Source organism: Amycolatopsis sp. CA-128772 (assembly GCF_002904295.1).
In the GTDB taxonomy this organism is placed as follows: domain Bacteria; phylum Actinomycetota; class Actinomycetes; order Mycobacteriales; family Pseudonocardiaceae; genus Amycolatopsis.
Genome location: NZ_PPHG01000080.1, coordinates 224,759 through 241,047 on the forward strand (window position 1 = coordinate 224,759; position 16,289 = coordinate 241,047).

Annotated in this window: 20 protein-coding genes; 8 read left to right on the plus strand and 12 right to left on the minus strand. The window is 70.5% G+C overall.

Annotated features, from left to right (window positions below):
* Positions 1-13: 13 nt before the first annotated feature.
* Positions 14-934: a DUF3800 domain-containing protein gene (locus tag C2L59_RS47605; RefSeq protein ID WP_158263124.1), complete on the plus strand. Its 921-nt coding sequence runs from the start codon at positions 14-16 to the stop codon at positions 932-934.
* A gap of 466 nt (positions 935-1,400) precedes the next feature.
* On the opposite strand, the gene C2L59_RS33740 is transcribed toward C2L59_RS47605, so the two are convergent.
* Complete coding sequence (locus C2L59_RS33740) at positions 1,401-4,406, minus strand: tetratricopeptide repeat protein (protein WP_158263125.1); 3,006 nt, start codon at positions 4,404-4,406, stop codon at positions 1,401-1,403.
* A gap of 313 nt (positions 4,407-4,719) precedes the next feature.
* Here C2L59_RS33740 and C2L59_RS33745 point away from each other — a divergent pair, with 313 nt between their 5' ends.
* Positions 4,720-5,820, plus strand: a complete 1,101-nt coding sequence (locus C2L59_RS33745; RefSeq protein ID WP_103353584.1) for a ThiF family adenylyltransferase — start codon at positions 4,720-4,722, stop codon at positions 5,818-5,820.
* 2 nt (positions 5,821-5,822) lie between these two features.
* On the opposite strand, the gene C2L59_RS33750 is transcribed toward C2L59_RS33745, so the two are convergent.
* On the minus strand, positions 5,823-7,721 hold the full coding sequence (locus tag C2L59_RS33750) for a tetratricopeptide repeat protein (RefSeq protein ID WP_103353585.1): 1,899 nt from the start codon (positions 7,719-7,721) through the stop codon (positions 5,823-5,825).
* 594 nt (positions 7,722-8,315) lie between these two features.
* Here C2L59_RS33750 and C2L59_RS33755 point away from each other — a divergent pair.
* From C2L59_RS33755 to C2L59_RS33775, 5 genes are all read left to right on the plus strand, one after another.
* Positions 8,316-8,837: a hypothetical protein gene (locus C2L59_RS33755; RefSeq protein WP_146060462.1), complete on the plus strand. Its 522-nt coding sequence runs from the start codon at positions 8,316-8,318 to the stop codon at positions 8,835-8,837.
* 76 nt (positions 8,838-8,913) lie between these two features.
* Positions 8,914-9,339, plus strand: coding sequence for a hypothetical protein (locus C2L59_RS33760; RefSeq protein WP_103353587.1), 426 nt, complete (start codon positions 8,914-8,916; stop codon positions 9,337-9,339).
* Positions 9,336-9,635, plus strand: coding sequence for a hypothetical protein (locus tag C2L59_RS33765; protein WP_103353588.1), 300 nt, complete (start codon positions 9,336-9,338; stop codon positions 9,633-9,635). The genes C2L59_RS33760 and C2L59_RS33765 overlap by 4 nt, the downstream gene beginning before the upstream one ends.
* Positions 9,635-10,123: an Lsr2 family protein gene (locus C2L59_RS33770; protein WP_103353589.1), complete on the plus strand. Its 489-nt coding sequence runs from the start codon at positions 9,635-9,637 to the stop codon at positions 10,121-10,123. The genes C2L59_RS33765 and C2L59_RS33770 overlap by 1 nt, the downstream gene beginning before the upstream one ends.
* Complete coding sequence (locus C2L59_RS33775) at positions 10,120-10,431, plus strand: hypothetical protein (protein ID WP_103353590.1); 312 nt, start codon at positions 10,120-10,122, stop codon at positions 10,429-10,431. Before C2L59_RS33770 ends, C2L59_RS33775 begins: the two co-directional genes overlap by 4 nt.
* A gap of 86 nt (positions 10,432-10,517) precedes the next feature.
* On the opposite strand, the gene C2L59_RS33780 is transcribed toward C2L59_RS33775, so the two are convergent.
* Together C2L59_RS33780 and C2L59_RS33785 are read right to left on the minus strand one after the other, a co-directional pair.
* Positions 10,518-10,913 carry an Imm1 family immunity protein gene (locus C2L59_RS33780; RefSeq protein ID WP_233223823.1) on the minus strand — a complete coding sequence of 132 codons (396 nt, stop codon included), beginning with the start codon at positions 10,911-10,913 and terminating at the stop codon, positions 10,518-10,520.
* Positions 10,910-11,641 (minus strand): DddA-like double-stranded DNA deaminase toxin, encoded by a 732-nt coding sequence (locus tag C2L59_RS33785; RefSeq protein ID WP_199199379.1) that lies wholly within the window; start codon positions 11,639-11,641, stop codon positions 10,910-10,912. Before C2L59_RS33785 ends, C2L59_RS33780 begins: the two co-directional genes overlap by 4 nt.
* Positions 11,642-11,811: 170 nt before the next feature.
* Between C2L59_RS33785 and C2L59_RS33790 the strand changes: the two genes are divergently transcribed.
* Positions 11,812-12,201, plus strand: a complete 390-nt coding sequence (locus C2L59_RS33790) for a hypothetical protein (RefSeq protein ID WP_146060465.1) — start codon at positions 11,812-11,814, stop codon at positions 12,199-12,201.
* Between the two features lie 24 nt (positions 12,202-12,225).
* Here C2L59_RS33790 and C2L59_RS33795 read toward each other — a convergent pair whose 3' ends face one another.
* The 8 genes from C2L59_RS33795 to C2L59_RS33830 are packed head-to-tail and all read right to left on the minus strand — an operon-like array spanning position 12,226 to position 16,288.
* Positions 12,226-12,519 (minus strand): hypothetical protein, encoded by a 294-nt coding sequence (locus C2L59_RS33795; protein ID WP_103353594.1) that lies wholly within the window; start codon positions 12,517-12,519, stop codon positions 12,226-12,228.
* An 11-nt stretch (positions 12,520-12,530) separates the two neighbouring features.
* A complete protein-coding gene (locus C2L59_RS33800) occupies positions 12,531-13,496 on the minus strand; it encodes a LysM peptidoglycan-binding domain-containing protein (RefSeq protein WP_103353595.1) in 966 nt (321 codons plus the stop codon).
* Positions 13,497-13,517: 21 nt separating this feature from the next.
* On the minus strand, positions 13,518-14,057 hold the full coding sequence (locus C2L59_RS33805) for a hypothetical protein (protein WP_103353596.1): 540 nt from the start codon (positions 14,055-14,057) through the stop codon (positions 13,518-13,520).
* Positions 14,054-14,299, minus strand: coding sequence for a hypothetical protein (locus C2L59_RS33810; protein ID WP_146060466.1), 246 nt, complete (start codon positions 14,297-14,299; stop codon positions 14,054-14,056). Before C2L59_RS33810 ends, C2L59_RS33805 begins: the two co-directional genes overlap by 4 nt.
* A 24-nt stretch (positions 14,300-14,323) precedes the next feature.
* Positions 14,324-14,617 (minus strand): hypothetical protein, encoded by a 294-nt coding sequence (locus C2L59_RS33815; protein WP_103353598.1) that lies wholly within the window; start codon positions 14,615-14,617, stop codon positions 14,324-14,326.
* Positions 14,617-14,949 (minus strand): hypothetical protein, encoded by a 333-nt coding sequence (locus C2L59_RS33820; RefSeq protein ID WP_146060467.1) that lies wholly within the window; start codon positions 14,947-14,949, stop codon positions 14,617-14,619. The genes C2L59_RS33815 and C2L59_RS33820 overlap by 1 nt, the downstream gene beginning before the upstream one ends.
* Before the next feature lie 14 nt (positions 14,950-14,963).
* Positions 14,964-15,185, minus strand: a complete 222-nt coding sequence (locus C2L59_RS33825; RefSeq protein WP_103353600.1) for a hypothetical protein — start codon at positions 15,183-15,185, stop codon at positions 14,964-14,966.
* Complete coding sequence (locus tag C2L59_RS33830; RefSeq protein ID WP_158263127.1) at positions 15,182-16,288, minus strand: DUF5047 domain-containing protein; 1,107 nt, start codon at positions 16,286-16,288, stop codon at positions 15,182-15,184. Before C2L59_RS33830 ends, C2L59_RS33825 begins: the two co-directional genes overlap by 4 nt.
* Between the last annotated feature and the right edge of the window lies 1 nt (position 16,289).

The window sequence follows — 16,289 nt, forward strand, 5'->3', positions numbered from 1 at the left end:
CACGATCGGGCGGGTGCGCCCGGTCGAGATCGCCTGCGACGAGTCGGGCTCGGAGGGCGAGAACCTGCTCGGCGGCGAAACGGACGTCTTCGCCCACGCGGGCGTCCGGATGTCCGGGCCGGAGGCGACCGCCTGCGTGCGCGAGATCCGCGCCCGGATCGGCTCGCCCGCCGAGGAGTACAAGGCCGGTCACCTGCTGCGCGCCAAGCACCGCGCGGTCCTCGAGGGGCTGCTCGCCCCGGACGGCCCCCTCACCGGCCGCGGCCACGTCCACCTGACGGGCAAGACGTTCTTCGCCGTCCGGGCGGCGGTCACCCTCCTGGCCGAGGACGGCACGGAAGCCATGGCCCGCACGCTCCACCGCACGGGCCCGGCGGCCTTCGGCGCCGCCCGCTGGGTGTACTTCCTGACGGCGTTCGTGAGCGTCCTGCGGCTGAAGCCCCGGCGCGGCGTGACGACGTCACCGGCGGAGTTCTTCACGCTGGTCGACGAGCTGGCCGGCGTCCCGGGCGAAGCGGGCGAGCTCATCGGCCGGTTCCGCGGCGCCGCCGGGCGCGTGGCGGCCTACCGGACCCGGCTGGCGACCGACCCGGGTCTGGTCCCGGTCTTGGACCCGCTGGTGCCGGCGGTGATCCACACGGTCCGCCACTGGAGCGCGGACGGCACCCCGGTCCAGCTGGTCCACGACGAGCAGCTGGCCCTGACGCCGGAGCGGGTCCTGCAGCTCAAGGCCACCCTCGGCCCGCGGCTGGCGGGCGTCCGGTTCGTGGACTCCCGGACGGACGCCCGGGTCCAGGTGGCGGACTTCCTGGCGGGCGCGGCCCGCCGCATCGCCTCCGACGACCTCAACGGCCGCGGCGACCCCGGGCTGACCACGCTGCTGCGGTCCTTCGTGGACGCCGGCTCGGTCTGGGACGCGCCGGCCGGTCGTTAGGTGTGGGGCAGGAGGCAACGGCCGCCTGCCCCGTCACTGCGCGCCGGATCGGCGCCTACGCGAGCCCGCGTCCCAAAAGCCAGGAAATGGCTTCAGGGTTCCAGTAACCACTGGTGGCGAGTACGGCAGCTATCGCGAAGAAGGCGAGCGCAAGCACGGCGGCGGAAAAATTCTTCATGTGTCGAACAATTTCCTTGGTTCTTGATTCTTGCGTTGGGCAACCTCGAGGGCGACTTCCGCGGAGTGGGCGGCCGACGCGCTTGAGTCCTGTAAGGACTCGAGGGCGAAGAGTAGAGGCCCGTCGGAATCGGCTCGCGGGCGGGGTTGCGAACGGTAGTCGATTGCCCCCGATTGGGGTCACGCGAACGAGTGGGTGAGCGCCTGTCTGGTGGGCTAAACGCTTGTCCGGCGTGTCTTCGCATAACCAGCACGGGTGAACGATTTACTGGAAGGTAACTACTCCGCTTCACTCGGCGGCCGCGAGGTCCGCTTCCATGTGCTGAGTGCGCTCGCTGTCACCGAGGTCCGCGTAGATGGCCGCCGCGTGGCGCCAGCCTTCTTCGGCGGCGGCGAAACGTCCGGTTTCCTGCAGGGCGTGCCCGAGCACGTGCAGGGCGTCGGCTTCGACTTTGGCGTTGTGGGTGAGGCGGGCCAGCCGTACGGCCTGGCGGGCGTAGCCGATCGCGGTTGCGTGCTCGGCCTGGCGGTAGTGGATGGCCGCCAGCACACAGCAGGCCCGCGGGCCCACTTCGAGGTCGTGGATTTGTTCGACGAGGGCCAAGGCGCGCAAGCTGTGGTGCCGCGCCCCGGGGTAGTCGTGCTTTTCGGCCAACGTGAAAGCCATTTCGGCCTCCGTCTCGGCCTGGCCGTGGTGGTTCCCGATGGACTCGCGCAACCTCAGGGCCCGGTCGAACAACGCGAGGGCCTCCTCGTGACGCCCACGGCCGCTGCGCACGGTCTCCGCCAGCCGGTGCAGGATCGCCGACTCGGCGCCGGGGCTGCCGATTCCGGCGAGCTGCGCCAACGCGCGCCGGTACAGTTCGCCGGCCGCGTCGAGATTGCCCACCTCGGCTTCGTAGTTCCCCAGGTTCGCCAGCGAAATCGCGATTCCCATCGGGCTCTGCGTCCGCTGCGCGATGGCGGCCGCGAGGTGGAACTGCCGCAACGCCGAATCCCGGTCACCCAGCGCGGCGGCTATTTTGCCCAAATCGCTCCGCGTCGCCCCTTCCGATTCGAGGTCCTGCACCGCCTGGACGGAAGAAACGGCGACCCGGTAAGTGTCGTGGAGGTCGCTGTAGAAACCGTAACGACGGTAGAGGCCGTACAGGTTGTGCGGAATTCGCCACGCGTACTCGTGGTGTCCCCGTTCGGCGGCCCACGGGACCAGCTGGGAGAAATTGGTGCGCTCGTTCAGGAGAAAACTCGCGGCCGCGCTCTCGGATGCGTGTTCCGGCAACGGGACACCGCTCAACGGCGGCAACATCGGGACCGGCGGCCGGAAGGGGAACAGCAGCCGGTCGGCACCGTAACCGGCGTGCAGGTAGAAACTCAGCAACCGCCGCTCGGCTTCTTCACGGCCGTCGACCTGACCGGCGAGCTCGCGGGCGAAAGCCCGGAGCAGGTCGTGGATGCGGTAGCGGCCGCGGAATCCCGTGTGGGTCAGGAAATGCGTGCCGGCGAGCACGTCGAGGGCGTGCTGGACCTCCTTGACCGGCGACCCGGCGAGCGCGGCGGCGGCGTGCACGGTCAGTTCCGGGGCCGGGGAAAGCCCGATCAACCGGAACAGGTCCCGGGCCGCGGGCGGCAGCGCGTGGTAGGTGACCGAGAAGGCGGCTCGCACGTTCGCGGGCGGATCGTCCCCGTCGTCGCCGATGTCGAGCAGCCGGCTCTCGTCCTGGAGTTCGTCGGCGACCTCGGTCAGCGCCGCGCCGCGGCGGCTTCCGATGTGGTGCGCGACCAGTTGCAGCGCCAGGGGAAGCCCGCCGCAGAGCGCGGTGATCCGGGTGAGCGCGGCCTGTTCCGCGGCGCCGCGCTCACCGATGCGGGCGGCCAGCAGCTGGGCGGCGTGCGCTTCGTCGAGCGGGGTGACCGAACAGTGCCGTGCCCCGTGCCGGCTCGCCAGCACGGTCAGGCCCTGGCGGCTGGTGACGAGGACGAGGCACGGCGAGAGCGGGAACAGCAGCGGCAGCACGTGGGCCGAGTTCGCGGCGTTGTCCAGCACGACCAGCGTCCGCGTCCCGGTGAGCATTTCCCGCAGTTTCGCCTCCCGCCGGGCGCGGGTGGCCAGCCGGGCGATCGGCACGTCGGCCGCGTCGAGCAGCGCGTCGACCACGTCGGCGGCTTCGAGGGGACGGCTGCCGTCGAAGCCGTGCAGGTCCAGGTACAACGCCGTGTCGACCAGGCGGCCGTACTGCCGGTGCGCCCACTGCACGGCCAGCGCGGTCTTTCCGATGCCCGCCAAGCCGTCCAGGACCACGACGCCCGGGCGGAACCGGCCCTCGGCCGTGCACGCCAGGCGATCCAGCTCGGCCAGCAGGTCCTGGTGCCCGACGAAGTCGGCCGGGGCGGGGGGAAGCAGGGACTGTCCCCGCGGCAGGAACGCCGGGAGCAGGCTGTCCGGGTCGGGGACGGGCCGGTCGGCCGGCGGCCGCGGGCGGGGGAGGGCGGCCAGCCGCTCGGCCGCGCTGCGTGCTCCCGGCCCGTTTCGCCGGCTCGCCTCGGGTGCCGCGGTCAAGGTGTTGTAGTACTTGAGCAAGTCGTCGGCCGCGGCCTGGTCGTCGTCGGTGAGGAGCAGCCGGCGAACGGCGAGGTGGTAGGCGCCCATGTCGTCGGTCCGGCCGAGTCCGCGCAGCACCTGCAGGCGGCGCCGGGCCAGCCCGATGTCGGTGCGATGTTCGCGCTGCAGTTCGTCGAGCTTCCGCAGGGCGGCGTCGAAGCGTTCGAGGGCGATCAGTTCGCCCAGCAGCAGCTGGTTCGCCGGCAGCCAGGTGTTGTGTACCGCCGCATAACGCCAATCCCGGGCGCGCTGGGAGGTCAGGTCCGCGAGCGGTTCTCCTTGCCACAGCCCGAGTGCGGCCGTGACCGCTTCGCACGCCGCTTCGTGGTCCTGTGCCTTGCTCTGCCGCCGAGCCGTCTCGATCAGTTCCCCGGCGGCGAAATAATCGATCGCGGTCCGGTCGACGTCGATCAGCAACGCGCCGTCGATGGTGCGCAGGGTCGCGGGAACCCCGGCCTCGCGCAAGGCTTTGCCGACGCGCGCGGCGTAGGTGCGGAACGTGGCCACCGGGTCGAGGGGCTCGCGTTCGTCGGCCGACCAGACCCATTCGGCCAGGGTCGTCACCCCCATGCGCACCCTGGGTTGCGTCAGCAACGCCGCCAGCACTTTCTGCTGCTTGGGTGAGCCCCATCGGGTGGTCAACTGCCCGTGCATGCGCATGGTTGTCTGCCCGAGAATTCCGAACACGATCTCCATCCGCCAGCTTTCCCCCCTCCTGGGATTGCTGTGTGGCACCTCATCGCGCATTTCGATTCTGGCATTTCCCCTCGGTGGCGCGCAGCGCTCTGACCTGTGCTGACCTCGAATTGTCACGTTTGGCGCCCGCTTGTTGTGTGGTTGACGCCGCCACCGACACGCCGTTGACAGGGCGGGGTTCCAAGCTTGCCGTATCCGATCGAAAACCGTCCGAGGGAGGGCTCGAAACCATGATCGAGTTCATTGAAGTGGCACGGGAAACGACCTTCAGCAGCCCGACGCAGCAGAGTTAGCGACCAGGGGAGGAGTGGCCATGCAGCGTCCGATGATCAAACCCGAGCACCTCCCGGTCCGCCACGGCGACGATCGCATCCGGATCGGCGGCGTCGTGCGGGGCATCGCCGCCGACATCGCGGACCCCGACGGGTGGGTGTGGGCGCTGCTGGCGGCTCTCGACGGTTCGCGGACCACGGACCAGGTCGTCGCCGAGCTGGTCCACCGCCACCCCGGGCGGTCCGAGGCCGACGTCCGGACGGCCGTCGGCGATCTCGTCCGGGCCGGTTACGTCGAGGACGCCGGTGCGCCGCCGCCCGCCGGGCTGACCGCCGCGGAGCAGGGGCGCCACCGGCGCGGCCGGGCCCTCTTCCGCTGGATGGATCGCACACCGCGGCGCACGAGCTGGGACACGCAGCTGCTGCTGCGCGGCGCACGGGTGGTGGTGGTCGGGATCGGCGGCGTCGGCTGCACCGCGGCCCAGACCCTGGTGGTGTCCGGGGTCGGGCACGTCCACTGTGTCGAGCCCGACGTCGTCGAGCTGTCCAACCTCAACCGCCAGATCCTGTTCACCGAGCGCGACCTCGGCCGGCCCAAGGTCGACGCGGCGGTCGAGCGGCTGAGCGCGTACGACTCCGGGGTCCTGGTCACCGGTGAGCGGTCCGCCGTCGACGGCCCCGCCGGGCTGCGGAAGCTGGCGACCGGTTTCGACGTGCTGCTGCTCGCCGCGGACCAGCCGCCGGAGATCCGCTCCTGGGCCAACCAGGCGTGCGTGGCGACCGGCACGGCCTGGGTGCACGGCGGTTACCACGGACCGCAGGTCAGCTGCGGGGTGTACCGGCCGGGAACCGGGCCGTGCCACGACTGCGGCCGCGTCGCCGAACTCGAGCGGCAGGCCGCGCTGCCGCCGGTGACCTGTTCGCCGTCGGCCGCCCGGACCGCCCGGCCGCACGCCGCGAACGCCGTGTCGGCCGGCGTCGCCGGGCAGCTGGCCGCGCACCTGACGCTCAGCCTGATCACCGGGGTGCCCGCGGTGCGGACCAACTGCCAGTACGGCGTCAACCTCGTCACCTTGCAGGACAGCTTCGCGCTCGGCCCCGAAGCACCCCGTCCGGACTGCCCGGCGTGCGGAAACCGCTGATGTCACGGGACTTCCAGCTCGCGGGCCCGGCGGTGCAGCGTCTCGGCCCGTTCGGGGTCCAGGCTTTCGAGGAGGGCGGCGGCCTCCGCCAGGGATCGCGCCGCGCGCGCGAGGTCGCCGGTGTGCTCGAACGAGGCCGCCACCGTCTCGAGGGCCTGCGCGAGGAGCGTCTCGGTACCGGCGAGAGCCCGGTACAGCGCCACGGCTTGGCCGGCGTACTCGATCGCGGTGTCGTGGGCCCCCAGTCCCTGCAGGGCCTCGGCCACGTCGCCGAGGGCATACGCCTCGCCGACGCGGTCGCCGGCCGCGCGCCGCAGGACGAGTTCGCGTTCGGCGTGTTCGCGTGCCTGCCCGAACTCGCCCAGCCGGACGCTGATCCGGCTGAGGTTGCACTCCACGACCGCTTCGGCACGCTCGCCACCGGCCCGCCGCGCCGGTGGCAGGGCCCGGCGGTAGCACTCGCGCGCCTCGGCGTAGCGGTGCTGCAGGAAGCGGACCTGCCCCAGGCCGGAGAACGCCACCTGCTGCCGGACCGGGTCGTCGGCCTCGTCCGCCAGCTCGAGCTGACGGCGGAAGTCCGCCTCGGCCGCGTCCCAGCGCCCCAGGTCGGCGAGCGTGTCGCCCCGGAACCCGAGCAGCACCGCCTCGGCGGCCCGGTCCCGGACCGCCCTCGCGGCGGCGAGCCCCAGGGATTCGGCCTCGAAGCGCACGGACCACGCAGCCTCTTCGCGGAGACTGAGGAACCGGGCGGTGCCGGCCAGCACCAGTGCGGCCTCGTGGGCGCGGTGCTCGACGGCCGCGCGCAGCACCGCCGTCAGGTTGGCCCGCTCGGTGGTCAGCCAGGCGAGGGCCGCCCCGCGGTCGGGCAGCGGCAGCTCGGGACCGGACGGCGGCAGCTCGACGGCGGGCGCCTCCAGCCCGGGGAAGACCAGCCGGTCCGCGGTCCGGGCGGTCCGGGCGTACCAGGTGAACAGGCCGCACCGGGCGTCGTGGCGGTGGTCCGGGTCGTCGTCCAGTCCGGCCCGGTGGGCGGCGTAGGCGTGCAGCAGGTCGTGGAGCCGGTAGCGCCGGCCGCCGACCGGCTCGACGAGGTGCACCTCGGCCAGTGCGTCGAGCTGCCGGTACGCCGTGGCGACGTCGACCCCGGCCACCGCCGCGGCGGCGGGCACCCCGAACTCCGCGCCGGGGTGCAGGCCCAGCCGGCGGAACAGGCGGGCGTGGTCCTCGGCCAACCCGGTGTACGACCAGTCGAACACGGTCCGCACGGCGCTGCCTCCGTCCCGGCTGCTGCTCAACACGTCCAATCCGGTCCGGTCGGCCACGATGTCCGCGACGATCTCGGCGACGCTGGTGTGGCGCCGGGTGGCGATCCGGGTGGCGGCGATCCGCAACGCCAGCGGCAGCCGGGCGCACACGTCGACGAGACCGGCCACGGCTTCGGGTTCGGCGTCGACCCGCGCGCTCCCCAGGATCCGGCGGAGCAGGACGTGGGCCTCCTCCTGGCTGAACAGGTCGAGGGTGAGCTGGCTGGCGGCCTCGGCGACCAGCAGCCCGGTCAGGCTGGCCCGGCTGGTGACCAGCACCAGGCAGCCGGGGGAGCCCGGCAGCAGCGGCCGCACCTGGTCCGCGGAGCCGGCGTTGTCCAGCAGGACGAGCACCCGGCGGCCGGCCAGCAGCGAGCGGTACAGGCTCACCTGGGCGTCCAGCTCGGCGGGGACCCGGTCGTCCTCGATGCCCAGTACGGGCAGGAACGACGTGAGCACCGAGCTCGGGTGCACCGGGGCGCTCGGGCCGTAGCCCCGGAGGTTGGCGAACAACGTGCCGTCGGGGAAGTGGTGTTCCACCCGGTGCGCCCACTGGACGGCCAGCGTCGTCTTGCCGACACCCGGAATGAGACACAATCGTTTCGGAGCGCAACGTCACCTTATAGCGACTTACTGTGACCAGTCGTGTCGCCAACCCGGGGTGCTTGCCGTGCGCAGATGGATGCACGACCGCGTTAACTCGACCAGTGGTGATCACCGTCGGCCAATGCACGATTGGGCCATTCGGGTAGCGGAGACCTGCGACAACTACCCTTTTGGGTGACATTGGCGATCTTGGTTTGCGATTAATCCGTCAGCGCTTAACGTAGTCGGCGCAGACGTGACAAATGATGGACAGTGAGACGGAACCGATACCGGTGAGACGGATCGGAGCAAACGGACCAGGAGCAGACGACCCAATGAGCAAGCTTCGGACATTTGGGAGCGCAGCGCGCCGCCCGATGTCAGCTCATCGGCCGCCCCGGCTCGGTCCGCCGACGTCCAACTACACGGCGTCTGCGCCGTTGGGGAATCAATTAACTTAGCTTCGCTCGTCTGGTGAAGACTGCCCAGGCCACTCGCTTAAGCGTTATCCGCTCGGAGCACACGCGCTCGAAAATGGTTGCGGCGCGACGAAAGTGCCCGATGCGAGCGAACTAGCACACTGTTTGCTGGCAAGGGTGGCTATGCATGGTTGTTGAGCTAGATGGGATGCGACTACCGAAGATGGCACCGTCCGCGATGGACTGTGTCAGAGACCGTGATCACGCGAGGGACGTGCTTACTGCCTACTACTACCCCGAGATCCGGCACGACTGTGACCCGCGGGTTTACCCAGACCGTGAGGTACGCATCGGGTGCGGGGTCCACCTGGTCGTGAGCGCCGAGACGGGAACGATTATCAGCATCGGCGACCACGCGCCGGCCCCGGTCGGGGCGGCGTCACCCGTCTTGACGCCGGTCCGCCGGCCGAAGCGCCGAACGCATGGGGGTGCCGGCACTCGGGTGCCGACGTCGATTCCCGAACTGATCGAGCGGGTTAGGCAAGTTGTCGGCAAAGACGCAGTGGAGCGGACGTCAAACCACTACGTGGTGCGCGTCCCGGGGGCGTCTCCGATCGGCATTGCGGCGAACGTCGGCGACTGGCGTTCGATCCGGAACAGCGTGCGAACGCTGAGGCACTACGGGATCGACGTCACGCGGGACGTGTAAGAGAGGGCTATCGGTGAACGACATTGAGGATAGTGACGTATTTTTTCGTTCTGTAGCAACGTTTCGGGCTATAGCGTTGGGTACCGACGACGACCAGGCGCAGCAGCGCCGCGCGCGAACGATTGAGCTGTACCTCGCTTCGGACGATCGGCCGGCCGACGACCAGGTGTTTTCGCTGGTGATGGCGGGTGTTCGCGTTACCGCGGATATGTTTTGCGGGACGGGCTACCCGGTCCCGCCGTCCGTGGCCGAAGCGGTCGACGATCCCGCGCCTACGGACCCGCGCGCCGGCGCCTGGTCCGCGGTGTCGGCTCGACTTGCCGGCGACCACGCCGGGTGTCGGGCGGCCGTGCTCGGTGTGCAGCACGAGCACGGCTCGGAAGGGCTCACGACGGCCGTCGGGTACCTGGCGCGGCTGTACCGCGACGCACGAGACGGCGAAGCGGGCGCCGGTATCGGTCGCCATAGACGGACCGGCACCGCCGGCGGTGAGCCGGCGTGATGGCGCGTCACGGCATCCGCCGGCGGCCGGTGAGCCGGCTCGATTGGGCGTGCGCGTTCGTCGGCGGCGTGTCGACCGGCGTCGCCGCGATGTGGCTCGCGTCGGACCTGCGCGAGATCTTGCCGCTCGCGCCGATCGTGTTCGGTGTGCTCGTCGCGGTTGGTCTCGCGCTCGCGCTCAGCGCGTACCCCCGCCGGCCACGCGCCGGCGGGGTGAAGTCCCGGACGGCCCCCGCGCAGGGGGCGGGGGCCGTCCATCCCCCTGTAAGTGAAGATCACGAGAAAGTAGTTGCGTAGTGGCTCAGAAAACGATGATCGAGGTCACCGACGACATTGACGGCCGCCCCGGCGCGTCAACGGTCCCGTTCGGGCTCGACGGCATCACGTACGAAATCGACTTGCACGACGAGAACGCCGAAGCGCTGCGCGAGATCTTCGGCCCGTACGTCACTGCTGCTCGGCGGACCGGCGGCCGGCTCGTCAAGGGCGCCGGCAAGGCTCCCGGCGCTCAGCGGTTGGCCGGCCGCGCCGGCAAGGGCTCGACGGCCGCCGTGTTCTCGTCTGCGTCCAGCTCGGCGCCGCCCGAGGGGTACGCGGCTCGGCGGGAGTACAACACCGCCGTGCGGGCGTGGGCGGCTCAGAACGGCTATCCGTTGGCGGATCGGGGCCGGATTCCGACGAGTGTGATCGACGCGTACGAGACGGCGCAGAGCGAACCCGCCGAGCCGGTCGACGAGAAGCCGGCGCCGCGCAAGCGGGGCGGTCGACGGGCGGCGCGGAAGTGACCGCGCTTGCGGAAGCGCCGGCCCACCCGTGGACGTGCGCCGTGTGCGGCGAGAACCCCGCGGTTCACGCGGCGGCCGTGCCGGGCATCCCGAACGCGGTGTTTCCGTACTGCCGGCCGTGCACGACCGCGATGGCGCACCCGTACGACGTGCTGGTCAATCACACAGCGGCTGAGTACGCCGGCCAGCTCGACGACGCGCCGGCGTTCTGGCGTGACGTGGTCGCGCGAACGCTTCGGCATCTCAGGATCGCGCCGGCCGACTTTCACGCCGACGTGACGGCGGAGATGGTCCGCGCGAGCGGCTGAGACGGCCGGAGACGCACGAAAGACGCCCCGTCGCCTTGTAAGGCGACGGGGCGTCTCGTATGGCTGAGACGGGTCTCAGGGCCGGTCTAAACCGGTCGCCATTCCACGCCGGTCGGCCGCTCACCGTTGGTCCGGACGAACGCGCGCAGCGCTTCGCGCACGTCGGCGAGCCCGATTTCATCCGCGCTCGATACCTCGCGTTCGTGCCCCATGTAGTCGTATGCGACGGGGTCGCCGGACCTCGCGCCGTTGGTGCTCATCACGCTTCCGTCCGCGTCGACAACACCGACGAATCCGCGATCACCACCGACACCGAGCTGTAGCACCGCGCGGCCGGCGGCGTCCCCGCGCTCAACCTGCGCGATCACTGACACGCCGGCGTCGGCCGCTTCGGTGACCATGCGATCAAAAAGCGCGTCTACCTGCGCCGGGTTGCTCAGCACGGTCGGTTCATCCTGTCCCGGTTCAAACCACGCGATCATGTCCGCCACGGCTTAGCACCTCCCCTGTACGTCTTCACGAACCCGTCCGGACCGTAGACGGTAAGGCTTGAGCCGGGCGGGAGCACGACCGGCACCAGCTCGTCACACGAAAGCGCCCCCTTGCACGGCTTGTTGTTGATCACGACGCTCGCATCGGCGATGCCCTGGTCGCGCATGTGCGCGGCTAGTTTGAGCTCAACATCGTTGGCCGCTGTGACTGGACGTCGCGGGCATCCGGCCTCCGCGAGCACGTCGTCAACTCGATCGGTGAGCTTGTCCCGCCCGCTCACCAGCTCGGCGGGCGGCTTGCCGGCGGCGAACCATTGGCCGTGCGTCTTCTGTCCGCGCTTGCCGGGCGTCCGTTCCGGGAGGTCACGCCGAAGTTTGTCGACCGTGGAATCGTTCGACGGCGCCGGCGGCGCCGAGCCGCTCGACGGCGCTGGAACGTCGCCGGCCGGTTCGCCGGGGTGCTTGTCCAGGTACGCCGTGATGCCGCCGGCCGCTGCGTTGATCGTCTGCTCAAGCCCGGCGGCCCCATCCTGGCCGGCGGCCTGAGCGAGCAGCCCGAGCGCCTGCGTCACCTCGGGCGCACTCGCACCCTGCGTGGCCTGCGCTAACGTCTGCTGTGCCTCTTCGAGTGCCTGCCGGGCCGTGGTGACAGCCGCGAGCGCGGCGGCGACTTTCTCGCCGGCCGTCGCGACGTCCGCGCGCAGCTCGTCGACAGACACCCCGCCCCCGACCGTCTCATGATCACGACCACCCGTGACCATAGCAACGGCCGCCGATATTTGAGTGCCGGAAGTCCGTTGCGTCACCCCCGCCCGAGTGGCAGTAACGCCGCGCTCGTGCACACGATCAGACTCGTCGGTACCTGGACAGCCGAGAGGGAGTGACGGACGTGGGCAAGCTGACTGCCGGGGTCAAGCGCTGGTTCAAGGACGCGGTTGCCGAGGGCAACGCGCGCGGTGACGCGATCGTCGCCGGCGACTCGTTCGCCGGCGTGTGGATCTCGAACGGCCGGATTCACCACAAGGACCGAAGCGTGGCGCTCGCCGGCGCGCTCGCGGTCGTCGAGACGGCCGGCAGTATCCAGCGGCGCGGCGGGGCTTTCGTCGCCGCCGGCGGGTTCGGCGTCTTCCTGCCCGGCCGCAAGGTCGACAACCGCGAGTTGTTCCTGTACGTCCAGGGCACCGACGGCGTGATCGTCGCCGAGCCCGACCCCGGCAAGGAATCCCGCGCGCGGGAGTTTGTCTCCTACCTCAACACGCGTGCCGCCGAAGCCGGCTGAGCCTCTCCGAACCTTCCCCGGGGCTCAGCCGGCCGGCGGCGCCCCCGGGTCGACGAGCGTCGTCGGCCCGGCCGCGCGCACGAGCGGCACCCCGTCCGCGGCGCGCGGCGACGTGAGCGGGGTGACCTGCGTTTCGCCGATGAACGCCACGGCGACGGCCGACGCCGCGCCGACGATCCCGACCAGCCAACCGACGGCGTCGGCGCTCAGCGATACGCCGACGGTCGGGAGCCCGCCGACGATCAGCGACACGAGCGCGCCGACGGCCGCGATCAAGCGGAGCGGGCGCGGCTGCGCGCGGCTTTCGAAAGTGGACATGGTCCGTTCTCCTAGATCGTCAGGGTCTGGCCAGCGTAGATCCGGTCCGGGTTGCTCAGGTGGTTGAGCGCGACGAGCGCCGGCACGGTCGTGTTGTACTTTCGCGCGATCGCGCCGAGCGTGTCGCCGGCTCGGATTTTGTACGTCGTCCGCGCCGCCGGCGCCGGCTTCGCGCTCGCCGAGCCCGGACGGTGGATCACCTGTCCGACCGTGATGAGATCGGGGTTGGTGATGCCGTTCGCCACGGCGACGGCGCTCACCGTCATGTGCCACGCCGACGCGACCCGAGACAGCGTGTCGCCGCGCTTGACCGTCCACGAGTCGCCGCCCGTGATCGGCGCCGGCACGAGCGGAACCGGCTCGACGGGCGCGGCAACCTGCCCGATCGTGAGCCCGCGCAGGTTGTACGTGCCGATCGTGGCGTTCCGGTCGACGTTGCCGGGGATGCCCGGGACGCTGCCACTGCTCGTGTGCTGGTGAAGCGCAAGGCTCCCGTACAACCACCCCGGGTTGCCCGGGTCGCCGTTGTACCGCGCGATGTGCCCGAGGATGGCGCGCGCCCCCCACTGGCCGGGCGCGAGTACGTTCCGCCACCAATCCAGGTTGCCGTACACATCGACAGGCGAGACGCCCAACGTGTCATAGAACGTCGTAACGGCGGTGTTCGCCGAGCCGCGAACGTCGTTCGCTTCCATGTCCGCCATCGGCAGTAGCGCCCCGGCGTTGAGACAGCCGGCGTCGCCGGCCACCTGTCGGAAGCGGCGAGCCTGCGCGGCGACGTCGCCGGCGCGCAGGAAGTGATACGCCCCGACGACGATCCCGGCCGCCTTGAGCTGAGCGACCTTATTCGCGAACGTCGGGTCAACGTAGGTGGTGCCCTCGGTGGCCTTGCACCACGCGAAGGTGATCCCGTTGTTGCGCACGGCGTTCGCGTCGGCAACGGCGTTGTAGTGCGATACGTCTACGCCATAGTCCATCGTGGTCCGTCCTTTCTGGACTTACGGGCAGCGCGCCCGGGGGGCGGCGGGGTACGGGTGTGCGGCCTGCTGCGCCTTGAGCGCCTGCCGCTTCGCGAGGTACTCGGAGATAGCGCGCTGGACCGGCGGCCGGGTCGCGTTCGGGTCGGTGCTCTGTAGCGTCTGCCCGACCGTGGTGAGTAGTTCGTCTAGCGCGTCCTGCGCGTCCGTCGACGCCTGCGACCGTGCTTCGAGCGCGTCGGCGAAAGCGTTGCTGTACTCGTACTGGCAACGGGTGAGCCCGGCCGTCGCGTCGCTCTGAACAATGCCCTGTACGACGGTCACCACGCCGAGCAGCACGACGACGAGCGCGACGAGCGTCTGAGCGGACGCCGTGCCGATCCAGTGCGGACGACTCCCCCGCGGGTCTGGCATGTCCTCATCCCCCTCGGTGTCGTCGACGGTGACCGCGGCTGCGATCCGTCGCACGTCTCGTGCTGCGCGACCGACGAGCACGCCGGCGAGGAAGCCGGCGCCGGCCCACCCGACGGACTGAATGAGGTACGCGACTACGGGGCTCACGACGGATCACCTGTCTTGTCCTCATCGGCCGGCGGCTCGTCGTCCTCGCCGGCAATCGCGCGTGCGATGCGCTTCCGTACGGCCTTGACCTTGCTCTCTTCTTTACGGCCCAACGCGAACACGGCGCCGACGACGAGCGCGAAGATCCCGTTTAAGGTCGGATCATGGCGCGTAGGGTCGACGAACCCGACGACGACATTGACGGCCCACACGATCGAAATGAGCAACGCGAGCGCGATCACCAGGGGGCGCGGGAGCATGGCGCGCTACCGGTTCCGCTCGCGTACGGCGAGCACGACCGCCGCGAGCCCGAGCGCGACGCCGGCCGTGTTGCACCACAACCGGTAGGTCACGTGGTCGCCAAGGTGTTGATACTCCGTCCCGATCGCGGATACGCCGAGCACCGCGAGCGCGAGGTATCCACACCGGACGGTCGGGCTCGTCGAGCCGTGCGAGATCAGCCGGAAGCCGGCCCCGACGGCGAGCGCGATCCCGCCGGCGACACAGAACGCGCGCAGGGTGTCCGCGAACGCGAGCCACGGCGTACCGAACGGCGTCACTAGCTCGCGGCCGGCTCGGGCGCCGTGCTGGTGGCCTGATAGGCGCCGGCGACGGCGTCCCACAGCGAATTGACGGTGTACTGAATATCGCCGTCAACACTCTCGATTTCGATCACCGGGTTGGCGGCGGCGCCCCACGCGAACACGGCACCCCACGTCTCCGGGTCGGTGACGACGTTGCGAGCAAGCGCGCGCCGCATGATCCGGTACTGCGAACCGTCGTACTCTTCGCCGCCCACCTGGACAGCAGCGAACACGGCCGACGCGGTGACTCGGCGCACGAACGCGGGGTTCTGCGCGAGGTCGTGAATGTCCATGAGTCCGCTAGCCACGGGGTTTCCTTTCGTTAGGCGATTTTGCCGAGTGCGATCCAGCCGGCCGGCGTGAGCGCGATGACGACGACGTCGCCGACGGCGGGCGTCCACGTTGCAAGCCGGGGAACGGTTTTGCTTGCGCCGCCGGACGTTGTGACGATCAGCTGGTTCGCCACGACCGACGACACCTGTCCGACGCGGAACCGCTCGGACGTGTCGGTAAAGCGCTGCTCTAGTGCGCGTTCGGGTTTCATGCTTCCGCCGGCAGAGTCAGTGAGCGCGTGGTGATCGACTGCGCGTCGCCGACGCGCAGCGGAATCGTGAGCGTGTCGACCAGGTGCAGCGTGGTCGTCTTGCCCTGCACCACCGCGACGACGTCGCCGGCGTCGAGCGCCGGGTTGACGATCGCGCTGAGCGACACCGTCGCGTGCATCCCGACCGTCCGCGCGAGCAAGCCGGCCGCCGCGCTTTGGCACTGCGCCACGGTGGTGAGCAGCGGCGACGAGTAGAACCGCGGACGCCGGCCGAACGGCCCGCCGATGTAGGTCGGGCTCGTCGGGTCGGTGTCGGCGACGGTGGCGAACACGGGCGGCGTACCGTCGGTTCGTTGGCCAGAGGCAACGACTTCGTTGTACGTCAGCTCACGAGTGAGCGTGTCCGCCTTGCTTACGAGAATGCCGTTGCGGCCGGCCGCAATCACCCACGCGACGGGGTTCGACAGGGTCGGCGTCGTCCGGATGACGAAATTGCCGACGGGGTCGGCGAAGACTTCGGCCCCGATTGCGTCGGCGAGCTTCTCGACGCCGTCGGCCCACCGTTCGCGCTCAATGTCGAGCTGTGCGGCCACCTGCGCCGAGCCGGTCAAGTCGGTGACCGACGACGCCGGCACTACTTCCCGGATGATCCGGGCTATCTCGGCGACGTTCGTCGCGCCGGCGACGGTCTGCGTTGGCTGCTCGTACCGAGCCTGCGAGACGAGCGCGGACCGGTCGTTGACGGTGACCGACACGGCGCCGTCGCCCGACGAGTACGGCCGTTGCCGGCGAGCTTCGGTGATCGGCCCGCGGATCACCGGAACCCACTCGGTGCCGGCGCGCGGGATGACGATCCCGTACTCAACGAGCAGCTCGGACCCGAGCGGCGACAGGATCGCGAGCGGGTCGCCGGGCCAGTAGAGCGGGTCCGCGATGCCGATCGTGCCCGTACGGCGAATCTGAGACGTTGCGTCGACGGTGATCGAGCCGGACGACACGGGAAGCGACACGGCGCCGTAGCCGGCGGTGTAGGCGGTCGCGCGCACATCGATGGTGTGCGAGCCCGTTAGGACGTTCTGCGCCGTCGACGAGATCGGCCACACG